Here is an 18,694-nt window from a genome sequence, read left to right on the forward strand (position 1 = left end):
GTCACGCGGGCTCCTCGGTCGGGGCGGGTCGTGCGGGTGCGCCGGACGGCGCGGGCGGGGCGGGCGTGGCCGGAGGGGCCGGCGTGGCGAGGTCGTCGGTGCGCAGCTCGACGTGCACCCGCCACCCCGTCCGGTACGGCCCGGCGGCCACGGAGCCACGGTAGACCGCGGCGCGCTCGCGCATGCCGACCAGCCCGCGGCCGCCGCGCGCCGCCGGCGTCGCCGGGGCCGCGACCGCGACCCCCTCGGCGTCGGTGCGGGCGGCGAGCGGGTCGTCGCGGCGGTCGGCCAGCCGCTCGCCCAGGCGGCTCAGCCGGCCGGGCTCGGACGCCGCGTCGGCCACCGGGTCGGCGACGCCGCCGTCGTCGACGACCTCGATGCCCACCCGCCCGGCGCCGTGCCGGACCAGGACGTCCACCCGGGCGCCGCCGCCGGCGTGCCGCAGGGCGTTGGTCAGGGACTCCTGCACGACGCGGTAGACCGTCAGCGCGAGGGCGGCGTCGCCCGGCAGGGCCGGTCCGGCGGTGGTCAGGTGCACGGTGAGCCCGGCCGCGCGGAACTGCTGGACCAGCGACTCCAGGTCCTGGGAGCCGGGCTGCGGCTCCAGCGGGACGTCGGCCCCGCGCAGCACGCCGAGCATCCGCCGCATGTCGGCGAGCGCCGTGCGCCCGGTCTCGGACAGCAGGTCGAGCGCGGCGACGGCGTCGTCGGGGGACCGGCGGACGGCGACCCGCGCGCCGTCCGACAGGGCGATCATCACCGTCAGGCCGTGCGCGACCACGTCGTGCATCTCGCGGGCGATCCGGGTCTGCTCGGCGGCGGCGGCGAGCTTCGCGTGCTGCTCGCCGGCGTCCACGAGCTGCTGGTGCCGCTCGACCAGCGCGCGGGTGTGCAGGCGGCGGCTGCGGACGTTGGCGCCGACCGCCAGGGCGACGAGTCCGGCCACCAGGATCGAGCCGATGTCGACGGACAGCCCGGAGCCGTCGGGCCGGAGCGCCGCGCCCCACAGGAGGAACGCGCCGAGCACCGCCAGGCTCGCGGCGCCGAGCAGGATCCAGCCCTGGCGCTGCGGCCGGGTCGCCGCCACCACGTACAGGCCCAGGGCGAACGCGACGTCGCCCGCGCCGACGGACCCGGTGAGCAGGACCTGCAGCACCGTCGCCGCGCCCAGGGCGGCGGTGATCCGCACGGGCCAGCGCCGGCGGAACCAGAGCGCGCCGAGCGCCAGCACGGTGAGCGCGAGCGAGAGGGCGGCCGCGCCGCCCGACAGCCGCACGGTGTCCTGCGCCACGCCCACGTTCGGGCCCCGCCCGTCGACGACCGGACCGACGGAGGAGATCGCCGACAGGGCGAAGAACACGCAGACCAGGACGTCCGAGGCGCGGGGGTGCAGGGCGAAGAACCGGCGCACGCGCCCCAGCCGCCGGGCGTCCAGCTCGGTGAACGCGGCGGGGGCGGGCTCCGGTGCGGTGCTCAGCGGGTCCTCCGGGGGTCGGGCGCCCGGGTGCGGGCGGTGCGGCCGGGGCCGCGGGAGACGGCGGGGGCCCCGTCCCGGGTGCGGGACGGGGCCACCCTAGGGTGCGGCGCCGGTCAGGCGTCGCGGCGGCGCACCAGGACCAGCGCGGCCCCGAGGAGCACGACGCCCCAGGCGATGAGCACGGCGTAGCCCTGCCACGGCGTGAGCACCGCGACGTCGCTGGCCGCCCGGAGCGCGTCGATGCTCTCGGTCGAGGTCGACAGCACCTGGAACCCGGCGTTGGACGGCAGGAACGGCGCCGTCTCGGCGAGCACGCGGATGTTCGGGAACGCCGAGAACAGCGTCTCGACGACCAGGAACACGCCGAACACCGTGGCGAGCGCGGCGGCGGACACCCGGAGCAGCGCGCCGATCGCGAACGAGAACAGCGCGACGCCCATGAGGTAGAGCGGCATGGCGATCAGCACCCGGCGGTGGATCTCGTCGGACAGGTCGATGGCGTAGGCCTCCCCGAGCGACGGGGTGATCAGCGCCCAGGACAGCAGCGTGGCCAGGGCGCCCGTGACGAAGGCGACGAGGAGCACGACGACGCCCTTGGCGAGGACCGCGTCCACGCGCCGGGGCGCGGCCGCGAACGTGGACCGGATCGAGCCGGTGGAGTACTCGCCGGTGATCGCCAGGACGGCGAGCACGGAGATCACGAGCTGGCCGATCATGATGCCGCTCTGGACGAAGCTCGGCCCGACGGTGGAGCCGGAGATGCCCAGGTCGTCGGGGCTCACGTTCTGCAGCGTGAAGTACGTGCCCATCCAGGTGAAGCCCGCCTGGGCGAGGACCGTGATGATCACGACCCACCAGGTCGAGCGCAGGGTCCACAGCTTGATCCACTCGGAGCGGACGAGCTTCGGGAACGTCACCCGGGGCGCGTCCACGCGCGCGGGGCGGGGGGTCGTGGTCGCGGTCGCGGCGCTCATCGCCGGGCCTCCTCGGGGAGCGGGGTGGCCGCGGCGTCGGCGGGGCCGGCCGCGGTGGAGTGGTACTCGACCGCGTCGGCGGTGAGCGACATGTAGGCGGACTCGAGCGAGGCCTGCACGGGGGTCAGCTCGTGCAGCACCAGGCCGTTCGCGGCGGCGAGCTCGCCCACCGCCTGCGCGTTCGTGCCGGTGATGTCGAGCAGCCCCGCCTCGACGGAGGTCACGGTGACCTCGGGCGCGGCCAGCAGCTCGGCCAGCCGGGACGCGTGCGGGCTGCGCACCCGCACGGACTTCCCGGAGGCGGCCGACACGATCTCGCCCACCGGGGCGTCCGCGATGATCTTGCCGCGGCCGATCACGAGGATGTGGTCCGCGGTCAGCGCCATCTCGCTCATCAGGTGCGAGGACAGGAACACCGTCCGGCCCTCGGAGGCGAGGTGCTTGACCAGGTTGCGCACCCACAGCACGCCCTCGGGGTCGAGGCCGTTGACCGGCTCGTCGAGGATGAGCGTGCGCGGGTCGCCGAGCATGGCCGCCGCGATGCCGAGGCGCTGGCCCATGCCGAGCGAGAAGCCGCCGACGCGCTTGCCGGCGACCTGGCCGAGCCCGGTCATCTCGATGACCTCGTCGACGCGCTTGCGGCCGATGCCGTGCGTGGCGCCGAGGGCCCGGAGGTGGTTGGTCGCCGAGCGGCCGGAGTGCACGGCCTTCGCCTCGAGCAGCGCGCCGACCTCGGTCAGCGGCGACTTCAGCTGGGCGTACGGGCGGCCGTTGACGGTGACGGTGCCGGACGTGGGCCGGTCGAGGCCCATGATCATCCGCATCGTGGTCGACTTGCCGGCGCCGTTCGGTCCGAGGAAGCCGGTGACCTTGCCGGGCTGGACGGTGAAGTCGATGCCGGCGACGGCGGTCTTCTGCCCGTACCTCTTGGTGAGTCCTCTTGCCTCGATCATGGTGTCCTCACAGGGGTGGTCTCTGGGTACGGCACGAACCTACGGACCCGGGGCGCGGCGCGGAACGTCCGTGGGGCCGATCCTCCGGGGCGGCCGGCTCGCCCGCACGGCCGACGGCCTCCACCGTGGGGATGACCCGGGGGGTCCGCGGGGTCGCTCGCCGGGATGGTCCTGGCCTCTGCGGGGTCCGGGGAACTTCCGTGGGGGTCGCGGCGTTCTAGGGTCAGTGCCACTGCCGGCTCGATCGCGAACCGACCCTGGAGGACCGATGACCAACCCGGTGTTCAACAACAGCGCCGTCTTCGGCGACCCGCGTGCCCGCGGGAACCGCGGACGCGCGCAGCAGACCGCGGCGCAGCCCGGCGCGTACGGCGCCACGGCCACCGGGCCGGTGATCGAGGCGCAGTCGCTGGAGCAGATGTACGGCGCGCCCGCGGCCACCACCCGCGACACGGGCCGGCTGACCTACGACGACGTCATCATCAAGACGGGCGGGCTGCTCGCGCTGCTCGTCGTCGTCGCGGCCGCCACCTGGAACGTCGCGCCGGGGCTGTGGCCCCTCGGCGCGGTCGTCGGCCTGGTGCTCGGCCTGGTGAACGCGTTCAAGAAGAACCCGAGCCCGCTGCTCATCACGCTGTACACCGTGGCGCAGGGCGTGTTCCTCGGCGGGATCAGCCTGGCGTTCCAGAACATGACCTTCGACGGGCAGTCGGTGCAGCCGATCGTGCTGCAGGCCGTCGTCGCCACGTTCGCGACGTTCGGCGCGGCGCTGTTCCTGTTCAAGTCCGGCCGGGTCCGCGTCACCCCGAAGTTCACGCGCTGGCTGCTCATCGCGATGGTCGGCTACCTGGCCTACTCGCTGGTCAACGTCGTGATGATGTTCTTCGTGTCGAGCGACGGCTTCGGCCCGCTGCGCAACGGCTGGGTCGGCGTCCTCGCCGGTCTGTTCGCGGTCGGTCTCGCGGCAGCGAGCCTGATCATGGACTTCGACGCGATCAAGCGCGGCGTCGAGCAGGGCGCCCCGGCCAAGATGGCCTGGTCGGCCGCGTTCGGCCTGATCGTCACCCTGGTCTGGCTGTACCTCGAGATCCTGCGCATCCTCGCGATCCTGCAGGGTCGGGACTGACCGCACCCCGCACGAGCACGACGGCCCGCGTCCCCGGAAGGGGGCGCGGGCCGTCGTCGTCCCGGGGCCGGGCGGGCCCTCCGTCCCGCCCGGCCCCGGGACGGACCGGTCCCGCGGACGTCCGGGGCGTCAGCCCGCGCCCGCCAGCAGGTCCGCCAGTGCCGCCTCGGCACCCCGGCGCAGGATCGACCCGGCGTGCCCGGCCACCTCGTCCGCGAGGCGCCCCAGCCGCGGGTCGTCGGCGGGCAGCATCCCGGCGGCGACCACCACCCCGCGGACCCACCCGGCCAGGTCGCCGTCGTCGCAGGCCCGCGCGAGCGCGAGGGGTTCCGGGTCGTCGGCGGGCTCGAACCCCGCGGGCCCGAGCCGCCCGGAGGCGAGCACCAGGAGCGCGGCGAGCGCGAACGCCGTCGCGGGCGCCTCCCGGCCGTCCTGCCACGCCTCCAGCAGCACGGGCAGGTTCCGCGCGCGGTACTTCGCGAGCGCGTTGAGCGCGATGTCGGCGAGCCGGTGGTGCAGGAACGGGTTGGTGAACCGCTCGCGGATGGTCGCGGCGAACCGGCGCAGCGCCTCAGGGTCTTCGGCGAGCGACGGCAGGACCTCGCGGTCCAGCAGCAGGTCGAGGTAGCGCGCGACGTCCGCCCGCGCCACCGTCTCCCGCACGCCGTCCTCCCCGAGCAGCAGCCCGAGCGGGCTCAGCGCCGTGTGCATCCCGTTGAGCACCCGCACCTTGCGGTCCCGGTACGGCCGGACGTCGGGCAGGAACTCGACGGGCTGGCCGGCGCGGTCCAGCGGCAGCACCTCCCGCAGCGCCGGGTCGCCGCCGACGGCCCACACGCCGTAGAGCTCGCCCTTGACCACGAGCCGGTCGGCGTACCCGATCTGCCGGTGCACGTCGTCGATCTCGTCGCGCGGGTAGCCGGGCACGATCCGGTCGACCAGCGTGTCGTGGAACGTGCAGGCCTGCTCGACCCAGGCGACGAACGCGTCCGGCAGGTCGTTCGCCGCCGCGTGCGCGAGCACGTACCGCCGCAGGGTGCTCGCGTTGTCCTCGATCAGCTCGCAGCACACCACGTGCAGGCCCGCGGCCGGGTCGCCCCCGAAGTGCCGGAACCGGTCCAGCAGGAGCGCGGTGACCTTGGCGGGGAAGGACGCGGGCGGGGTGGCGGTGAGGTCGTCGCCCTCGACCCAGGCGATGCCCGCCTCGGTCGTGTTCGACACCAGGACCCGCAGCGACGGCTCCAGGTAGGTCGCGCGGTAGGCGGCGAACTCCTCGTGGGCCCGCACGACGCGCTGGATCGCGGTGACCCGGGTGACCTGCCGGACGGGCTCGCCGGCGCGGACGCCCTCGAGCAGCACGTGGTAGATCCCGTCCTGCTCGCGCAGCAGGTCGAGCGCGCGGTCCGGGCCGGGCGTGGCGTGCACGACCGCGACGCCGTGCCGGGTGACGCCGGCGTCGTTGGCGCCCTGGATCATCTGGTCGACGAACGCGCGCAGGAAGTTGCCGGCGCCGAACTGCAGCACGGTGAGCGGCAGCTCGTCCCGTTGCACGGTCGCCGCGCCGGGCACCGGCAGGTCGCCGGGGTCGGGGAGCCCTGCGGGGCCGCGGAGACCTGCGGGGTCGGGGAGCCCGGCCGGGCCGGGTCGGGACGTCGTGGTCATGAGGCCTCGTAGGCGCGCAGGGGCAGGTGGTAGGCGAGGTCGGCCGCGGTGTCGACGGCCTCGTCGAGGTCGAGCCGGTGCTCGACGACGAGCCGGGCCAGGTACCCGGCGTCGACGCGGCGGGCCAGGTCGTGCCGGGCCGGGATCGACACGAACGCGCGGGTGTCGTCGACGAACCCGGAGGTGTTCGCGAACCCGGCGGTCTCGGTCACGGCCTCCCGGAACCGCCGCATGGCGTCGGGGGCGTCGAGGAACCACCACGGGGCGCCGAGCCGCACGGACGGGTAGACGCCGGCCAGCGGGGCGAGCTCGCGGGAGAACGTGGACTCGTCGGTCGTGAACAGGATGGTCCGGAACCCGGGATGCCGGCCGAACGCCGCCAGCAGCGGGCGCAGGGCGCGGGTCCACTCCGTCGCGACCGGGATGTCGTAGCCCTTGTCGGGGCCGAACGCCGCGGCCACCGCGGGGTCGTGGTCCCGGAGCACGCCCGGGTGCAGCTGCAGCACCAGGCCGTCCTCGGCGGCCATCGCGGCCATCTGGAACAGCATGTGGCCCGCGAACGCGTCGGCGTCCGCGGCCGTCACCTCCCCGCGCACCGCCGCCGCGAACACCCGCTCCGCCTCGGCGTCCGTGAGGGGGGTGGTGCCCGTGCCGAGCAGCCCGTGGTCGGAGGCGCGGGCGCCGGCGGCCTTGAACCGGGCGCGCTGCACCCGCAGGGCCTCCCGGTACCCGGCGTACGACCCGACGTCCGTGCCGGCCGCCTCGCCCAGCCGCTCCAGGTCGGCGCGCCAGCCCGGGCGGTCGACGGCGAGCAGGGCGTCCGGCCGGAACGTCGGGACGACGCGGTCGCCGAGACCGTCGGCGGCGAGCCGGGCGTGGGCGTCCAGGGTCGACCACGCCGGGTCGGTGGTGCTGATCACCTCGATGCCGAACCGGTCGAGCAGCGCCCGCGGCCGGAACGCCGGGTCGTCGATCGCCGCCTGCACCTGGTCGTAGAGCGCGTCGGCGCTCGCGGCGCTCGGCCGCTCGGTGACGCCGAAGACCTCGACCAGCTCGGTCTCCAGCCAGAACCGGGTCGGGGTGCCGCGGAACAGCGGCCACCCGGCGCAGAACCGCCGCCAGACCTCCCGCGGGTCGGTCTCGGCGACGACGCCCGCGTCCGCGGCCACCGGGGCGACGCCGAGCTCCTCGATGCCGGCGCCCTGCGAGGCGAGCATCCGGACCAGGTAGTGGTCCGGGACCACCAGCAGCTGGGCCGGGTCGGGGAACGGCGCGTCGTCGGCGAACCACTCGACGGGCACGTGCCCGTGCATGGCGACCAGCGGCAGGTCGCGGGTGGCGCGGTAGATCTCCCGGGCGACCGGCCGGGTGACCGGGTCGGCGGGCAGCGCGCGGTCGGGGTGCAGGGTCCAGGCGCCCTCCGGACGGGCCGGGGCGGTCACCGGGCCGCCCCGAGGCCGTGCCGGCGGTCCATCTCGACGGCGGCCAGCAGGAAGGGTCCGACGCCCTTGTGGTCGTTCGTCACGACGGGCTCGCTCATGTAGTAGGCGTAGGAGCCGTCGCGGTACGGCTGCCCGCCGAGGCCGGCGACCTGACACATCCGGTGCACGTTGACCCAGCCCTGCGCGTCGACCGACAGGAACTGCTCCGTGGCGTGCGCCCAGCCGGACTCCAGCGCCTGCTCCCAGCGGTCGCCCGCCAGGTACCCGAGGCGCAGCGCCTGGGCGATCGCGGCGAGGACCATGAACGAGCCCGAGGACTCCAGGTAGTTCAGCGGCCGGTCGCCCTGGTCCGGGATCTGGTACCAGAGGCCGGTGCGCGGGTCCCGGACCCGCAGCAGCGCCGCGAGCACGTCCTCGAGCTGGTCCCGGACGCGCGCGCGGCCGGGGTGCTCGGCGGGCAGGTGCTCGAGCACGTCGGCCATCGCCATGACGAACCAGCCGAGCGCGCGCAGCCACACGTGCGGCGAGCGCCCGGTCCCCGGGTCGGCCCAGCCCATCCGGCGGGACTCGTCGCAGGCGTGCCGGCACAGCCCGGACGGGCCCTCGAGGGTGAGGTCGTACGCGGTGGTGAACTGCAGCACCACGTCGTCCAGGAGGTCGGTCCGGTCGGCCAGCACGCAGTACCGGGCGTAGAACACCGACCCCATGTAGAGGCCGTCGAGCCAGACCTGGTCGGGGTAGATCTGCTTGTGCCAGAACGTCCCGGCGCGCAGCCGCGGCTGGCGGAGCAGCTGCTGGAACAGCCGGTCCGCGGCGAGGCGGTACCGCCGCTCGCCGGTCTCCGCCAGCAGGTCCAGGACGGCCTTGCCGTTGTTGACGTGGTCGAGGTTGTACTCGGCCCGGGCGTAGCCGAGGATCGAGCCGTCCTCCCGCACGAAGTGGTCGAGGTTCCGCCGGATGTACGCGGCGTACCGCGGGTCGCCGGTGAGCGCGTGCACGGCGCGGACGCCGTCGAGCACCAGCCCGTCCTCGTACTCCCAGCGGTCGCGGAGGTTCACCAGCGGCTCGCGGGCGAGCAGCGTGTCGGCGCCGAGCACCGCCCATCGGGTGCGCGCGGTGCCGTAGCCGCGGCCGGTCGGCGCGTCCGGGGTCGTCTGCGTGGTCATCGCGTCCCCCGCTCAGGCCAGGGCGGCCGGCGGCACGGCGTCCATGTCGTCGAAGGCCTGGTTCTCCCCGGCCATCGCCCACACGAACGAGTACGCCGCGGTGCCGACGCCCGCGTGGATCGACCAGGACGGCGAGATCACGGCCTGCCCGTCGGCGACGACGAGGTGCCGCGTCTCCTCGGGCCGGCCGAGCAGGTGGATCACCCGGGCGTCCTCGGGGAGGTCGACGTACAGGTAGCACTCGGTGCGCCGGTCGTGGGTGTGCGCCGGCATGGTGTTCCACATCGAGCCCGGGTGCAGCGTCGTGACGCCCATCATCACCTGGCAGGTGCGCACGCCGTCCGGGTGCAGGTACTGGCGCAGGGTCCGGCGGTTCGACGTCTCCTGGTCGCCGAGCTCCCGGACGGTGCCGTCCTCCGGCAGCACGCGCGCCGCGGGGTACGCGGTGTGCGCGGGGGCCGAGACGAGGTAGAGCCGGGCGCCGGAGCCCTCGTCGGCGTCGGCGAACGTCACGTCCCGCACGCCGCGGCCCAGGTACAGGCAGGCCCGCGGCGGCAGCTCGTACGTCGTGCCGTCGGCCTCGACGACGGCCGGGCCGCCGACGTTGACGATCCCGACCTCGCGCCGCTCCAGGAAGAAGCCCGCGCGCAGGCCGTCGGGCGCCTCGAGCGGCAGCCGCCGCCCGGCCGGGACGGCGCCGCCGAGGACGACGCGGTCGTGGTGGGTGTGGACGAGGCGGACCTCGCCGGGGACGAACAGGTCGGGCACCAGGTACCGGGCGCGCAGCCCGGCGGTGTCGAGGCCGGCGATCTGGTCGGGTCCGGTGGCGTAGCGGTTCTCCACGAGGGGGCCTTCCTGGGATGGGTCGGGCGGGGTGCGGGCGGCGCGGGGCGCGTGCGGGTCGGGCGGCGCGGGGCGCGTCAGCGGACGAGCCAGCCGCCGTCCACGGGGAGGACCGCGCCGTTGACGTAGTCGGAGGCGGCCGAGGCGAGGAACACGAACGCGCCCTGCAGGTCGGCGGGCGTGCCCCAGCGCTCGGCGGGGATCCGGTCGAGGATCGAGCGCTCGCGGACCTCGTCGGCCCGGAGGGCGGCGGTGTTGTCGGTGGCCATGTAGCCGGGGGCGATCGCGTTGGCGTTCACCCCGTGCCGGGCGAGCTCGTTGGCGAGGGCCTTCGTCACGCCCGCGACCGCGTGCTTGGAGGCCGTGTAGCCGGGGACCAGGACGCCGCCCTGGAAGGCGAGCATCGAGGCGATGTTGATGATCTTGCCCTTCCCCTGGTCGACGAACCGGCGGGCCGCCGACCGGGAGAGGTGGAACACGGCGTCCAGGTTGATGGCCAGCACGTCGTCCCAGTCGGCGGCGGCGTGCTCCAGCAGCGGCGCGCGGCGGATGATGCCGGCGTTGTTCACGAGCACGTCGACGCGGCCGAGCCCGTCCACGACGGCCTGCACGTCGGCGTCGAGGTCCTCGGGCGCGGCGTGCACGAGGTCGCGCTCCAGCACCAGGCAGCGCCGGCCGAGCGCGCGCACGGCCTCGGCGGTCTCGGTGCCCGCGACGTGGTCGAGCAGGGCGACGTCGGCGCCGGCCTCGGCGAGCGCGAGCGCGGCGCCGCGACCGAGGCCGCGGGCGGCGCCGGTGACGAGGGCGACGGTCCCGTCCAGGCGGAAGGAGTCGAGGATCACTGCGGGCCTCCAGGGGTGGGGCGGGGCGCCGACGACGCGCCGGCGACGAAGGTGGTGGTGAGGGACCCGAGGCCGGTGACGGCGATGGTCACGGCGTCGCCGTGCCGCAGCGGCACGTGCGCGGCGGCCGCCTCGGGGAGCTTGGCGGGGGTGCCGGTGGCGATGACGTCGCCCGGCTCGAGGGTGAGCACCTGGCTGAGGTGGTGGATCAGGAAGGCGGGGGAGAACACCAGGGCGTCGGTGCTCGACCGCACCGTGACGACGCCGTCGCGCTCGACCGTGAGCTCGCGCCCCGTGATCGGCAGGGCCTCGTCGGCGGTGACGACGGCGGGGCCGAGCTGGCCGAAGCCGTCGACGCACTTGCCGAGGGTCCACTGCGAGGTGCGGGACTGCCAGTCGCGGGCGGAGACGTCATCGAACAGCGTGAGCCCGCCGACGTGCGCCTCGGCCTCGGCGAGCGGGACGCGGTGCGCGCGGCGCCCGACGACGACGGCGATCTCGCCCTCGTAGTCGGCGTGCTGCACGGCGGGCGGGAGCACCACCGGGTCGTCGGGGCCGCACAGGGTGTTGGCGGTCTTGACGAACACGTTCGGGTGCTCGGGGACGTCGTCGGGCGCGCGGTCCCGGCCGAGGTGCCCGGCGTAGCTGTGGCCGAGGCACAGGATCGTCCCGGGGCGCACCGGCGGCGCGAGCCGGACGGAGGCCGCGTCCGGCAGGCAGGCCGGGTCCGCCGCGTCGACGGCGGCCTGCGCGGCGGCGTGCAGCGCGGGGTCGCGGAGCACGTCGACCACGGCGCGGCCGGGCAGCGCGGGAGAGAGGTCGAGGAGCCGGTCGCCACCGGGTCCGGCGACCAGCGCGCCGGGGCGGACGGCGTCGCCGGCGTGGTGGCTCACGAGGCGCACGGGGGTCTCCCTGGGGTCGGGGTGGGGGTGCGGGGACGGGGCCGGGGCTCGCGCGGCGGGCGAGCCCCGGCCCGGGTGTCAGGAGATCGCCGCGCCGACCTCGTCCAGCCAGCGCTCCGCGGCCTCGCGCGGGGTGATCCGCCCGAACAGCACGTCGGAGTTCACCCGCTGGGTGATCTGCGTGGTCTCGCCGGCGCCGACCGGCGGGACCGGGGTCCCGTCGACGATCGTCGGCTCGATCTCGGCGACGAAGTCCGCGCCGACGCGGTCGGCGTCCGACAGCAGCGGCAGGACCGCCTCGCGCACCTCGGTGTTGGACGGCAGGCCGCGGTCCATGAGGATCAGCTCGCCCGCGGTCGTCGAGTTGATGAGGAAGTCCACGAGCAGCGCGGCCTCCTCCGGGTGCGGGCTGGACTCGGCCACGGAGTAGTACATCGTCGGGTACAGGTAGGCGCCCGTCCGGACCCCGTCCGCCTCGCCCGGCGGTCGCAGCAGCTGCAGGTCGCGGCCGGCGGCGCTCTGGATCGCGTCGAGCTGGTTGGACCAGAACCACGCCATCGCGCCCTGACCGGTCGCGGGCAGCGAGCCCTCGACCCCGGCCGCGTTGATCTCGGTCGAGACCGACGCGGACGGCTCGCCGCCCGACTCCATCAGGTCCACCGAGCGCTGGAACCACGCCTCGACGGTGTCGGCCGAGACGCCGAGCTCGCCGTCCTCGGTGAACACCTCCTCGCCGTTCTGCCGCGCCATGATCTTCAGCACGACCTCGAGGAAGCTGTAGTTCTGCACGCCGAACAGCTCGCCCCCGGACCCCGCGGAGATCGCGTTCGCGACCGCCTCGTAGTCGTCCCAGGTCCAGGTGGTGTCGTCGGGCAGGTCGACGCCCGACTCGGCGAAGATCGCCGGGTCCGTGACCAGCGCGTGGCTGCTGACCCCGGTCGCGATCCCGACGAACGTGCCGTCGACCTCGCCGGACTCGATCACCGACGGGTCGATGGCGTCCGTCGCGATGTCCAGCTCGCGGAGGTCCGCGAGCAGCCCGCGGCTGGCGTACTCGGCCAGGAACCGCTCCTGCTGCGTGATGACGTCCGGCAGGCTGCCGCCGGCCGCCGCCACGTTCAGCCGCTCGAAGTAGCTGTCCCAGCTCGTGAAGTCGGGCTGGACCTTGATGTGCGGGTACTCGGCCTCGAAGGCCGCGATCACCTCCTCGGTGATCTGCTGCCGCGTGTCCGAGCCCCACCAGGCGAAGGTGATCGTCACCTGGTCCGCGTCGTCGGACCCGCTCGTGCTCCCTGGAGTGCCCGGGCTGTCCGCGCTCCCGCACGCGGCGAGCGTCACGGCCATCGCCGTCGCGGCGACGGCCGCGCCCAGCCGGCGCCCGCGCGTCGTCCCTCGTCGTCCCTGCATCAGCGTCCCTCTCGTCGTCGAGTCGTGCTCTGCGGTGCGGCTGATCACTTCATCCCCGTCGTCGCGATGCCCTGGACCAGGTACCGCTGGCCGAAGAGGAAGACCAGGAAGATGGGGACGAGCGTCACGATGGACATCGCGAACATCGGTCCCCAGTTGCTGCCCGTCGCGGGGTCGAGGAACAGCCGCAGCGCGAGCGGCGCGGTCCGCATCTCGTCCCGGGTCAGGAAGATGAGCTGGCTGAAGAAGTCGTTCCACGTCCAGATGAAGGTGAAGATCGCCGTGGTCGCGAGGGCGGGGACGGCGTTCGGCAGCATCACCGAGAAGAAGATGCGCGGGTGGCCGCAGCCGTCGATCCGCGCGGCCTCCTCGAGCTCGTTCGGGATGCCGCGGAAGAACTGCACCATCAGGAAGATGAAGAACGCGTCGGTGGCCAGCAGCTTCGGGACGATCAACGGCCAGAACGTGTTGATCCAGTCCATCTGCTGGAACATGATGTAGCGCGGCACGATGATCACGTGGATCGGCAGCATGATGCTGATGAGCATCATCGCGAACCACATGTTCCGGCCCCGGAACCGCAGCCGGGCGAACGCGTAGCCCGCCATCGAGCAGGTCACCAGGTTGCCGAGCAGGCAGCCGGCGACGATGACGGCGGAGTTCAGCATGTACCGGCCGAACGGCTGGGACAGCGCCTCCCAGCCGCTCGCGTAGTTGGAGAAGTCCCACTCGGTCGGCAGCACCGACAGGTCGCGGAAGATGAGCTCGGTCGGCTTGAACGAGCTGCCGACCAGCCAGATCAGCGGGTAGATCATGATCACCGCGGCGATGATCATGGCGGCGTGCCGGGTGCCGGTGCGCAGGACCGAGCGCCAGCGCTCGCGGCCCGGCCGGACGGGGCTGTCGTCGGCGAGGCGGCGGATGCGGGTGGGCAGGTCGGGGGAGGTGGTGGTGGTCATGGCTCTGGACTCCTCTCAGTCCTCGTAGAAGACCCAGAACTTCGAGGCCCAGAAGTTGATGGCGGTCAGCACGAGCACGATGAGGACCAGGACCCAGGCCATGGCGGCCGCGTACCCCATGCGCAGGTTGGTGAACCCCTCCTGGTACAGGTAGAGGGTGTAGAAGAGCGTCGAGTCCGACGGCCCGCCCGTCCCGTTCGACACCACGAACGCCTGGGTGAACGACTGGAACGCGATGATCACCTGCATCACGAGGTTGAAGAAGATGATCGGGCTGAGCAGCGGGAGCGTCACCGAGCGGAACTGCCGCCAGCGCGAGGCGCCGTCGAGCGAGGCGGCCTCGTAGTACATCTCGGGGATCTGCCGCAGGCCGGCGAGGAAGATGATCATCGGGGAGCCGAACGTCCACACGTGCAGCAGGACGAGGGTCCACAGCGCGGTGTCCGGGTGCGAGACCCAGCCCATGCCCTGGATGCCGAACAGGCCGAGGAAGGAGTTGAACAGCCCGTCCTCGCCGAACACCTGGCGCCACAGGATCGCGATGGCCACCGAGCTGCCGAGCAGCGACGGCAGGTAGAACACCGACCGGTAGAACGTCATCCCGCGCAGGCCGCGGTTGAGCAGCACGGCCAGGCCGAGCGCCACGACCAGCTGCAGGGGGACGCCCGTCACGACGTACAGGAACGTCACCCGGAGCGACTCGTGGAGCCGGGTGTCCGTCAGCATCGCCGTGAAGTTGTCGAGCCCGATGAACGTGGGCGACGTCAGCAGGTCGTAGTCGGTGGTCGCGAGGACCAGCGACGCGACCAGCGGGATCAGGGTGATCCCGAACAGCCCCAGGAACCAGGGGGCCAGGAACGCCAGCGCCGCACGCTGATCGGACTTGCGGAGGTTCGAGACGGCCGCGATCTTCGGGCCGCCCCGCTTGCTGCGCATGGTGCGGAGCTCGTTGAGTGCTGTCATGGACACACTTCCTCGTGGTCTGGCTGCAACGGTTCTGAGGAACCGGTTCCGGACGCTACCCGAACGGGTGAACCCCGTGTCCAGCCCGAGACGGCGGATCGGGCGACCGATCTCGTGACACGGCGGAATCCAGCGGCAGAACTGGGACCGAGGTCCCGGTTCCGAGGCGGTGCTGCGCGGCGGCCTCGCGCCTGGGTAGGGTGAGCTGTGAGAAACCCGTTTCTGACGAAAGGGCCCCGTGCGATGACGCCCCCTCCCGCCCCGCTCGACCAGAACCCGACGGCGCCCCGCCCCGCCGCCTCCGCGTCCCCGCACGCGGACGCGCAGGTGACGACCCGGTTCGCGCCGGTCCCCACCGGCCGGCGGCGCCGGCGGTACGCGGTGCTGGGCACCGGCCACCGCGCGGGCATGTACGTGGGGGCGATCACCGGCGCGCACCGCGACGTCGCCGAGCTCGTGGCGTGGTGCGACCCGAACCCCGGCCGCGTCGACTTCTACGACGCCGAGGTCGGCGCGGCGCTCGGGCTCGACGGACCCGCGGGCCTGCCCCGGTACCTCCCGGCGGACCTCGAGCGGATGGTCGCCGAGCAGGCGGTCGACGTGGTGGTGGTGACGACGCCCGACCACCTGCACGCCGAGCACGTCACGCGCGTGCAGGCCGCCGGCGCGGACGTGGTGCTGGAGAAGCCGATGGCGACCACCGCGGACGGGTGCCGGGCGATCGCCGAGTCCGTGGCCGTGACGGGCCGGGACCTCGTCATGACCTTCAACTACCGGTACGCCCCGCGGAACTCCGCGCTGCGCGAGGTCATCGCGTCCGGCGCGATCGGGCGGCCGACCAGCGTGCACTTCGAGTGGCTGCTGGACACCGTGCACGGCGCGGACTACTTCCGCCGGTGGCACCGGGACCGCGAGCGCTCCGGGAGCCTGCTGGTGCACAAGTCGTCGCACCACTTCGACCTCGTGGGCTGGTGGCTCGACGACGAGCCCGAGCGGGTGTTCGCCTCGGGCGGCCTGCGGTTCTACGGGCACGACAACGCGCAGGTCCGCGGGCTGGGGCCGCGTCCCGAGCGCGGCACCGGCACCGCCGGCGACCCGTGGGCGCTCGACCTGCGCGCGGACCGCCGCCTGAAGGGCCTCTACCTCGACGCCGAGCACCACGACGGCTACCTGCGCGACCGGGACGTGTTCACCGAGGGGATCACGATCGAGGACGACCTGTCGCTGGTGGTCGACTACCGGTCCGGCGTCTCCATGACCTACGCGCTGAACGCGCACTGCCCGTGGGAGGGGTACTCGGTCGCGGTCAACGGCACCGAGGGGCGGGCCGAGCTGACCGTGGTCGAGCGCGGTGCGGTGTCGGTCGACGCCGAGGGCCGCGTGGTGCTCGACCCGTCGGCCAACCCGGACGCCGTGCCGGTCGCGCCGTCCCGCCCCGAGGGCGAGCACCTGGTGGTGCAGCGGCACTGGGAGGGGGCGCGCGAGATGGCGATCCCGCGGGGCGAGGGCGGGCACGGCGGCGGCGACGCGCTGCTGCTCGCGGACGTCTTCCGCCGCGACCTCCGGCTCGAGGACGACCCGCTCGGCCGCGCGGCGGGGTACCGCGACGGGCTGCGGGCGGTCTCCGTCGGGATCGCGGCCGGCGAGTCCCTGCGGACCGGCCGCGCTGTTAGCATCGGCGCACTCGACCTGGGGACCGTGCGCTGAGCCGCAGCACGCGCCCGGCGGAAGGGAGCGGACCGATGCGCACGGGCGCGACGATCAGCGATGTCGCGTCGGCCGCGGGGGTCTCCCGGGCCACCGTCTCGCGCGTGATGAACGGCAGCACCGTCGACGCCGAGCTGACCCGCCGGGTGCGCGCCGCCGCCGCCGAGCTGCACTACCGGCCGTCGGTCACCGCGCGCTCGCTGTCGCTCGGCCGGACGCTCGCCGTCGGGATCGTCGTCCCGGACCTCGCGAACCCGATGTTCCAGGCGGTGCTGCGCGCGGTCGCCGACGGGGCGCACCGGCACGGGTACAGCGTCGTGGTCGCCGAGACGGCGGGGCCCGACCGCGACGAGGCCGACATCGTGCGCAGCACGCGCGCCCGGTGCGACGCGCTCGTCATCGTCGCGCCGCGGATGTCGCAGGAGGTCCTGGCCGAGGTGCTCGACGAGGTCGACCCGGTGGTGCTGGTGAACCGCACCGTCCCGGGGTCGGCGACGCCGAGCGTCAACGTCGACTACTCGCCGGCGATGTACGGCGTCGTCGAGCACCTGGTCGGCCTCGGGCACCGGGCGATCGCCTACCTGTCCGGCCCCGAGTCGAGCCCGTCGAACACGGCCCGGCTGGACGGCCTCGGCCGGGCCCGCCTGGCGTTCGGCGACGTGCGGTTCTTCACGCTCGCGTGCGGGGCGACGGTCGCCGAGGGCTACGCGCTGGCGCACGCGGCGCTCGCCACCCAGGCGACGGCCGTCGTGGCGTACAACGACCAGGTGGCGTTCGGGCTGCTCGGGCACCTGCACGAGCTCGGCGTCGACGTGCCCGGGACGCTGTCGGTGGTCGGGTTCGACGACATCGAGCTCGCCCGGTACGCCACGCCGTCGCTCACGACGGTGCACGTCCCGTACGACGAGATCGGTGCCCGCGCGTGGGCGCGGCTGCACGCGCGGATCGCGGGCGAGCCGGAGCCGGCGCCGGAGGAGGGTGTCGACGTGCGCGGCGCCGCGGAGGTGCTGCCGGCGGCGCTGCTGACGCGGGCCTCGTCGGCGCCCGCCCCCGCCGCGGGCTGATCGTCGTCCCCCGGGCGTGCCCGATCAGGGGGTGTCGAGGAACCGGTTTCTCGGCTAGGTTGGCGGTGATCCCGACAGCGAGGTGAGGTCATGCCGTCCCCGTCTTCCCCGCGGCCCGCGGCGCCGTCCGGTGGCCGGGCGCCCGAGGTGGTCGCGCTCGGCGAGGTGATGCTCCGGCTCGACCCCGGCGAGCAGCGCATCCGCTCGGCGCGCGGGTTCGCGGCGCACGAAGGTGGCGGGGAGTACAACGTCGCCCGCGCCCTGCGCACCGCGTTCGGGCTGCCGGCGGCCGTGGTCACGGCCCTCGTCGACGACGAGGTGGGCCGGCTGGTCGAGGACCTGGTGCTCGCTTCCGGGGTGGACACCCGCTGGGTCCGGTGGCTCCCGGCCGGGGGACCGGTTCCCGCCCGCAACGGGCTGAACTTCACCGAGCGCGGGCACGGCGCCCGCGGCGCGGTGGGCGTCTCCGACCGCGCGCGGACGGCCGCCTCCCGGCTGGCCCCGGGCGACGTGCCCTGGCCCGCGGTGCTCGCGGGAGCGCGGTGGTTCCACACCGGGGGCGTGTTCGCCGGGCTGTCCCCGACCACGACCGCCACGGCGCTGCACGCCGCCCGGGAGGCCCGACGGCTCGGCGTCCCGGTCTCGGTCGACACCAACTTCCGGCCCTCGCTCTGGCGGGGTCGCGGCGGCCGGGCGGAGGCGTGCGCGACCGCGCGGGCGCTCGCCGGCGCGTGCGACGTGCTGATAGGCACGGCGTGGGACCTGTTCCCCGACGTGGACGACCCGCCCGCCGAGGACCCGGTGGCCGCGCGGGCGGCGTTCGAGCGCGGCGTGGCGCGGATCCGCACCGTCGCGCCGGGTGTGCGGGTCGTGGCGACGACCTGCCGGGCGGTGCGCTCCGCGTCCCGCAACGGCTGGGGAGCGCTCGGGTGGTCCGCCGAGGACGGCGTGCACGCGTCCGTCGGGCACGGCGACCTCGAGATCCTGGACCGCGTGGGCGGCGGCGACGCGTTCGCCGCCGGCCTGGTCGCGGGGCTGCTGCGCGGCGCGCCGCTCCCGGAGGCGCTCGACCTCGGGGTGGCGTCGGGCGCGCTCGCGATGACGACGCCCGGCGACGCGGCGCGGGGGCGGCTCGCCGACGTGCACGCAGCGGCGGCGCTGCGCCCCGCGGCGATCGCGTGGTGACCCGCCGCGCGCGCGGTCGGCG

At 74.6% G+C, this 18,694-nt stretch carries 16 protein-coding genes; 4 read left to right on the forward strand and 12 right to left on the reverse strand.

Features of this window, described 5'->3' with window-relative positions; all coding sequences use genetic code 11:
• Position 1 precedes the first annotated feature (1 nt).
• The 3 genes from J5O08_RS21700 to J5O08_RS15175 form a co-directional block, all read right to left on the reverse strand.
• The gene (locus tag J5O08_RS21700) at positions 2–1,411 is read right to left on the reverse strand and encodes a sensor histidine kinase (RefSeq protein ID WP_218707707.1); all 1,410 of its coding nucleotides are present in this window, start codon (positions 1,409–1,411) and stop codon (positions 2–4) included.
• 179 nt (positions 1,412–1,590) lie between these two features.
• Positions 1,591–2,451 carry an ABC transporter permease subunit gene (locus J5O08_RS15170; RefSeq protein WP_218707708.1) on the reverse strand — a complete coding sequence of 287 codons (861 nt, stop codon included), beginning with the start codon at positions 2,449–2,451 and terminating at the stop codon, positions 1,591–1,593.
• On the reverse strand, positions 2,448–3,404 hold the full coding sequence (locus J5O08_RS15175) for an ABC transporter ATP-binding protein (RefSeq protein ID WP_218707709.1): 957 nt from the start codon (positions 3,402–3,404) through the stop codon (positions 2,448–2,450). Before J5O08_RS15175 ends, J5O08_RS15170 begins: the two co-directional genes overlap by 4 nt.
• Positions 3,405–3,672: 268 nt before the next feature.
• Here J5O08_RS15175 and J5O08_RS15180 point away from each other — a divergent pair, with 268 nt between their 5' ends.
• A complete protein-coding gene (locus tag J5O08_RS15180) occupies positions 3,673–4,530 on the forward strand; it encodes a Bax inhibitor-1/YccA family protein (RefSeq protein WP_218707710.1) in 858 nt (285 codons plus the stop codon).
• A 129-nt stretch (positions 4,531–4,659) separates the two neighbouring features.
• Here the strand turns inward: J5O08_RS15180 and J5O08_RS15185 are convergent, their stop codons facing one another.
• The 9 genes from J5O08_RS15185 to J5O08_RS15220 form a co-directional block, all read right to left on the reverse strand.
• Positions 4,660–6,192 (reverse strand): tagaturonate reductase, encoded by a 1,533-nt coding sequence (locus tag J5O08_RS15185; protein WP_218707711.1) that lies wholly within the window; start codon positions 6,190–6,192, stop codon positions 4,660–4,662.
• Complete coding sequence (gene uxaC, locus J5O08_RS21095; protein ID WP_308281652.1) at positions 6,189–7,634, reverse strand: glucuronate isomerase; 1,446 nt, start codon at positions 7,632–7,634, stop codon at positions 6,189–6,191. Before uxaC ends, J5O08_RS15185 begins: the two co-directional genes overlap by 4 nt.
• The gene (locus tag J5O08_RS21100; RefSeq protein WP_255589993.1) at positions 7,631–8,800 is read right to left on the reverse strand and encodes a glycoside hydrolase family 105 protein; all 1,170 of its coding nucleotides are present in this window, start codon (positions 8,798–8,800) and stop codon (positions 7,631–7,633) included. Before J5O08_RS21100 ends, uxaC begins: the two co-directional genes overlap by 4 nt.
• Positions 8,801–8,812: 12 nt before the next feature.
• Positions 8,813–9,643 (reverse strand): 5-dehydro-4-deoxy-D-glucuronate isomerase, encoded by an 831-nt coding sequence (gene kduI, locus J5O08_RS15195; RefSeq protein WP_218707712.1) that lies wholly within the window; start codon positions 9,641–9,643, stop codon positions 8,813–8,815.
• Positions 9,644–9,720: 77 nt separating this feature from the next.
• Positions 9,721–10,485, reverse strand: a complete 765-nt coding sequence (gene kduD / locus J5O08_RS15200) for a 2-dehydro-3-deoxy-D-gluconate 5-dehydrogenase KduD (RefSeq protein WP_218707713.1) — start codon at positions 10,483–10,485, stop codon at positions 9,721–9,723.
• A complete protein-coding gene (locus J5O08_RS15205) occupies positions 10,482–11,387 on the reverse strand; it encodes a fumarylacetoacetate hydrolase family protein (protein ID WP_218707714.1) in 906 nt (301 codons plus the stop codon). Before J5O08_RS15205 ends, kduD begins: the two co-directional genes overlap by 4 nt.
• Positions 11,388–11,465: 78 nt before the next feature.
• On the reverse strand, positions 11,466–12,794 hold the full coding sequence (locus J5O08_RS15210) for an ABC transporter substrate-binding protein (protein ID WP_218707715.1): 1,329 nt from the start codon (positions 12,792–12,794) through the stop codon (positions 11,466–11,468).
• A gap of 44 nt (positions 12,795–12,838) precedes the next feature.
• The gene (locus J5O08_RS15215; protein WP_218707717.1) at positions 12,839–13,753 is read right to left on the reverse strand and encodes a carbohydrate ABC transporter permease; all 915 of its coding nucleotides are present in this window, start codon (positions 13,751–13,753) and stop codon (positions 12,839–12,841) included.
• A gap of 15 nt (positions 13,754–13,768) precedes the next feature.
• On the reverse strand, positions 13,769–14,716 hold the full coding sequence (locus J5O08_RS15220) for a carbohydrate ABC transporter permease (RefSeq protein WP_218707719.1): 948 nt from the start codon (positions 14,714–14,716) through the stop codon (positions 13,769–13,771).
• A gap of 243 nt (positions 14,717–14,959) precedes the next feature.
• Here J5O08_RS15220 and J5O08_RS15225 point away from each other — a divergent pair, with 243 nt between their 5' ends.
• From J5O08_RS15225 to J5O08_RS15235, 3 genes are all read left to right on the forward strand, one after another.
• Positions 14,960–16,423, forward strand: a complete 1,464-nt coding sequence (locus J5O08_RS15225) for a Gfo/Idh/MocA family protein (RefSeq protein ID WP_218707721.1) — start codon at positions 14,960–14,962, stop codon at positions 16,421–16,423.
• Positions 16,424–16,458: 35 nt separating this feature from the next.
• Positions 16,459–17,487: a LacI family DNA-binding transcriptional regulator gene (locus J5O08_RS15230; protein WP_218707722.1), complete on the forward strand. Its 1,029-nt coding sequence runs from the start codon at positions 16,459–16,461 to the stop codon at positions 17,485–17,487.
• Positions 17,488–17,577: 90 nt separating this feature from the next.
• Complete coding sequence (locus J5O08_RS15235) at positions 17,578–18,672, forward strand: sugar kinase (RefSeq protein ID WP_218707724.1); 1,095 nt, start codon at positions 17,578–17,580, stop codon at positions 18,670–18,672.
• The last annotated feature ends 22 nt before the right edge of the window (positions 18,673–18,694 follow it).

It is taken from the genome of Cellulomonas sp. PS-H5, from assembly GCF_019265565.1.
Taxonomy (GTDB): Bacteria; Actinomycetota; Actinomycetes; order Actinomycetales; family Cellulomonadaceae; genus Cellulomonas.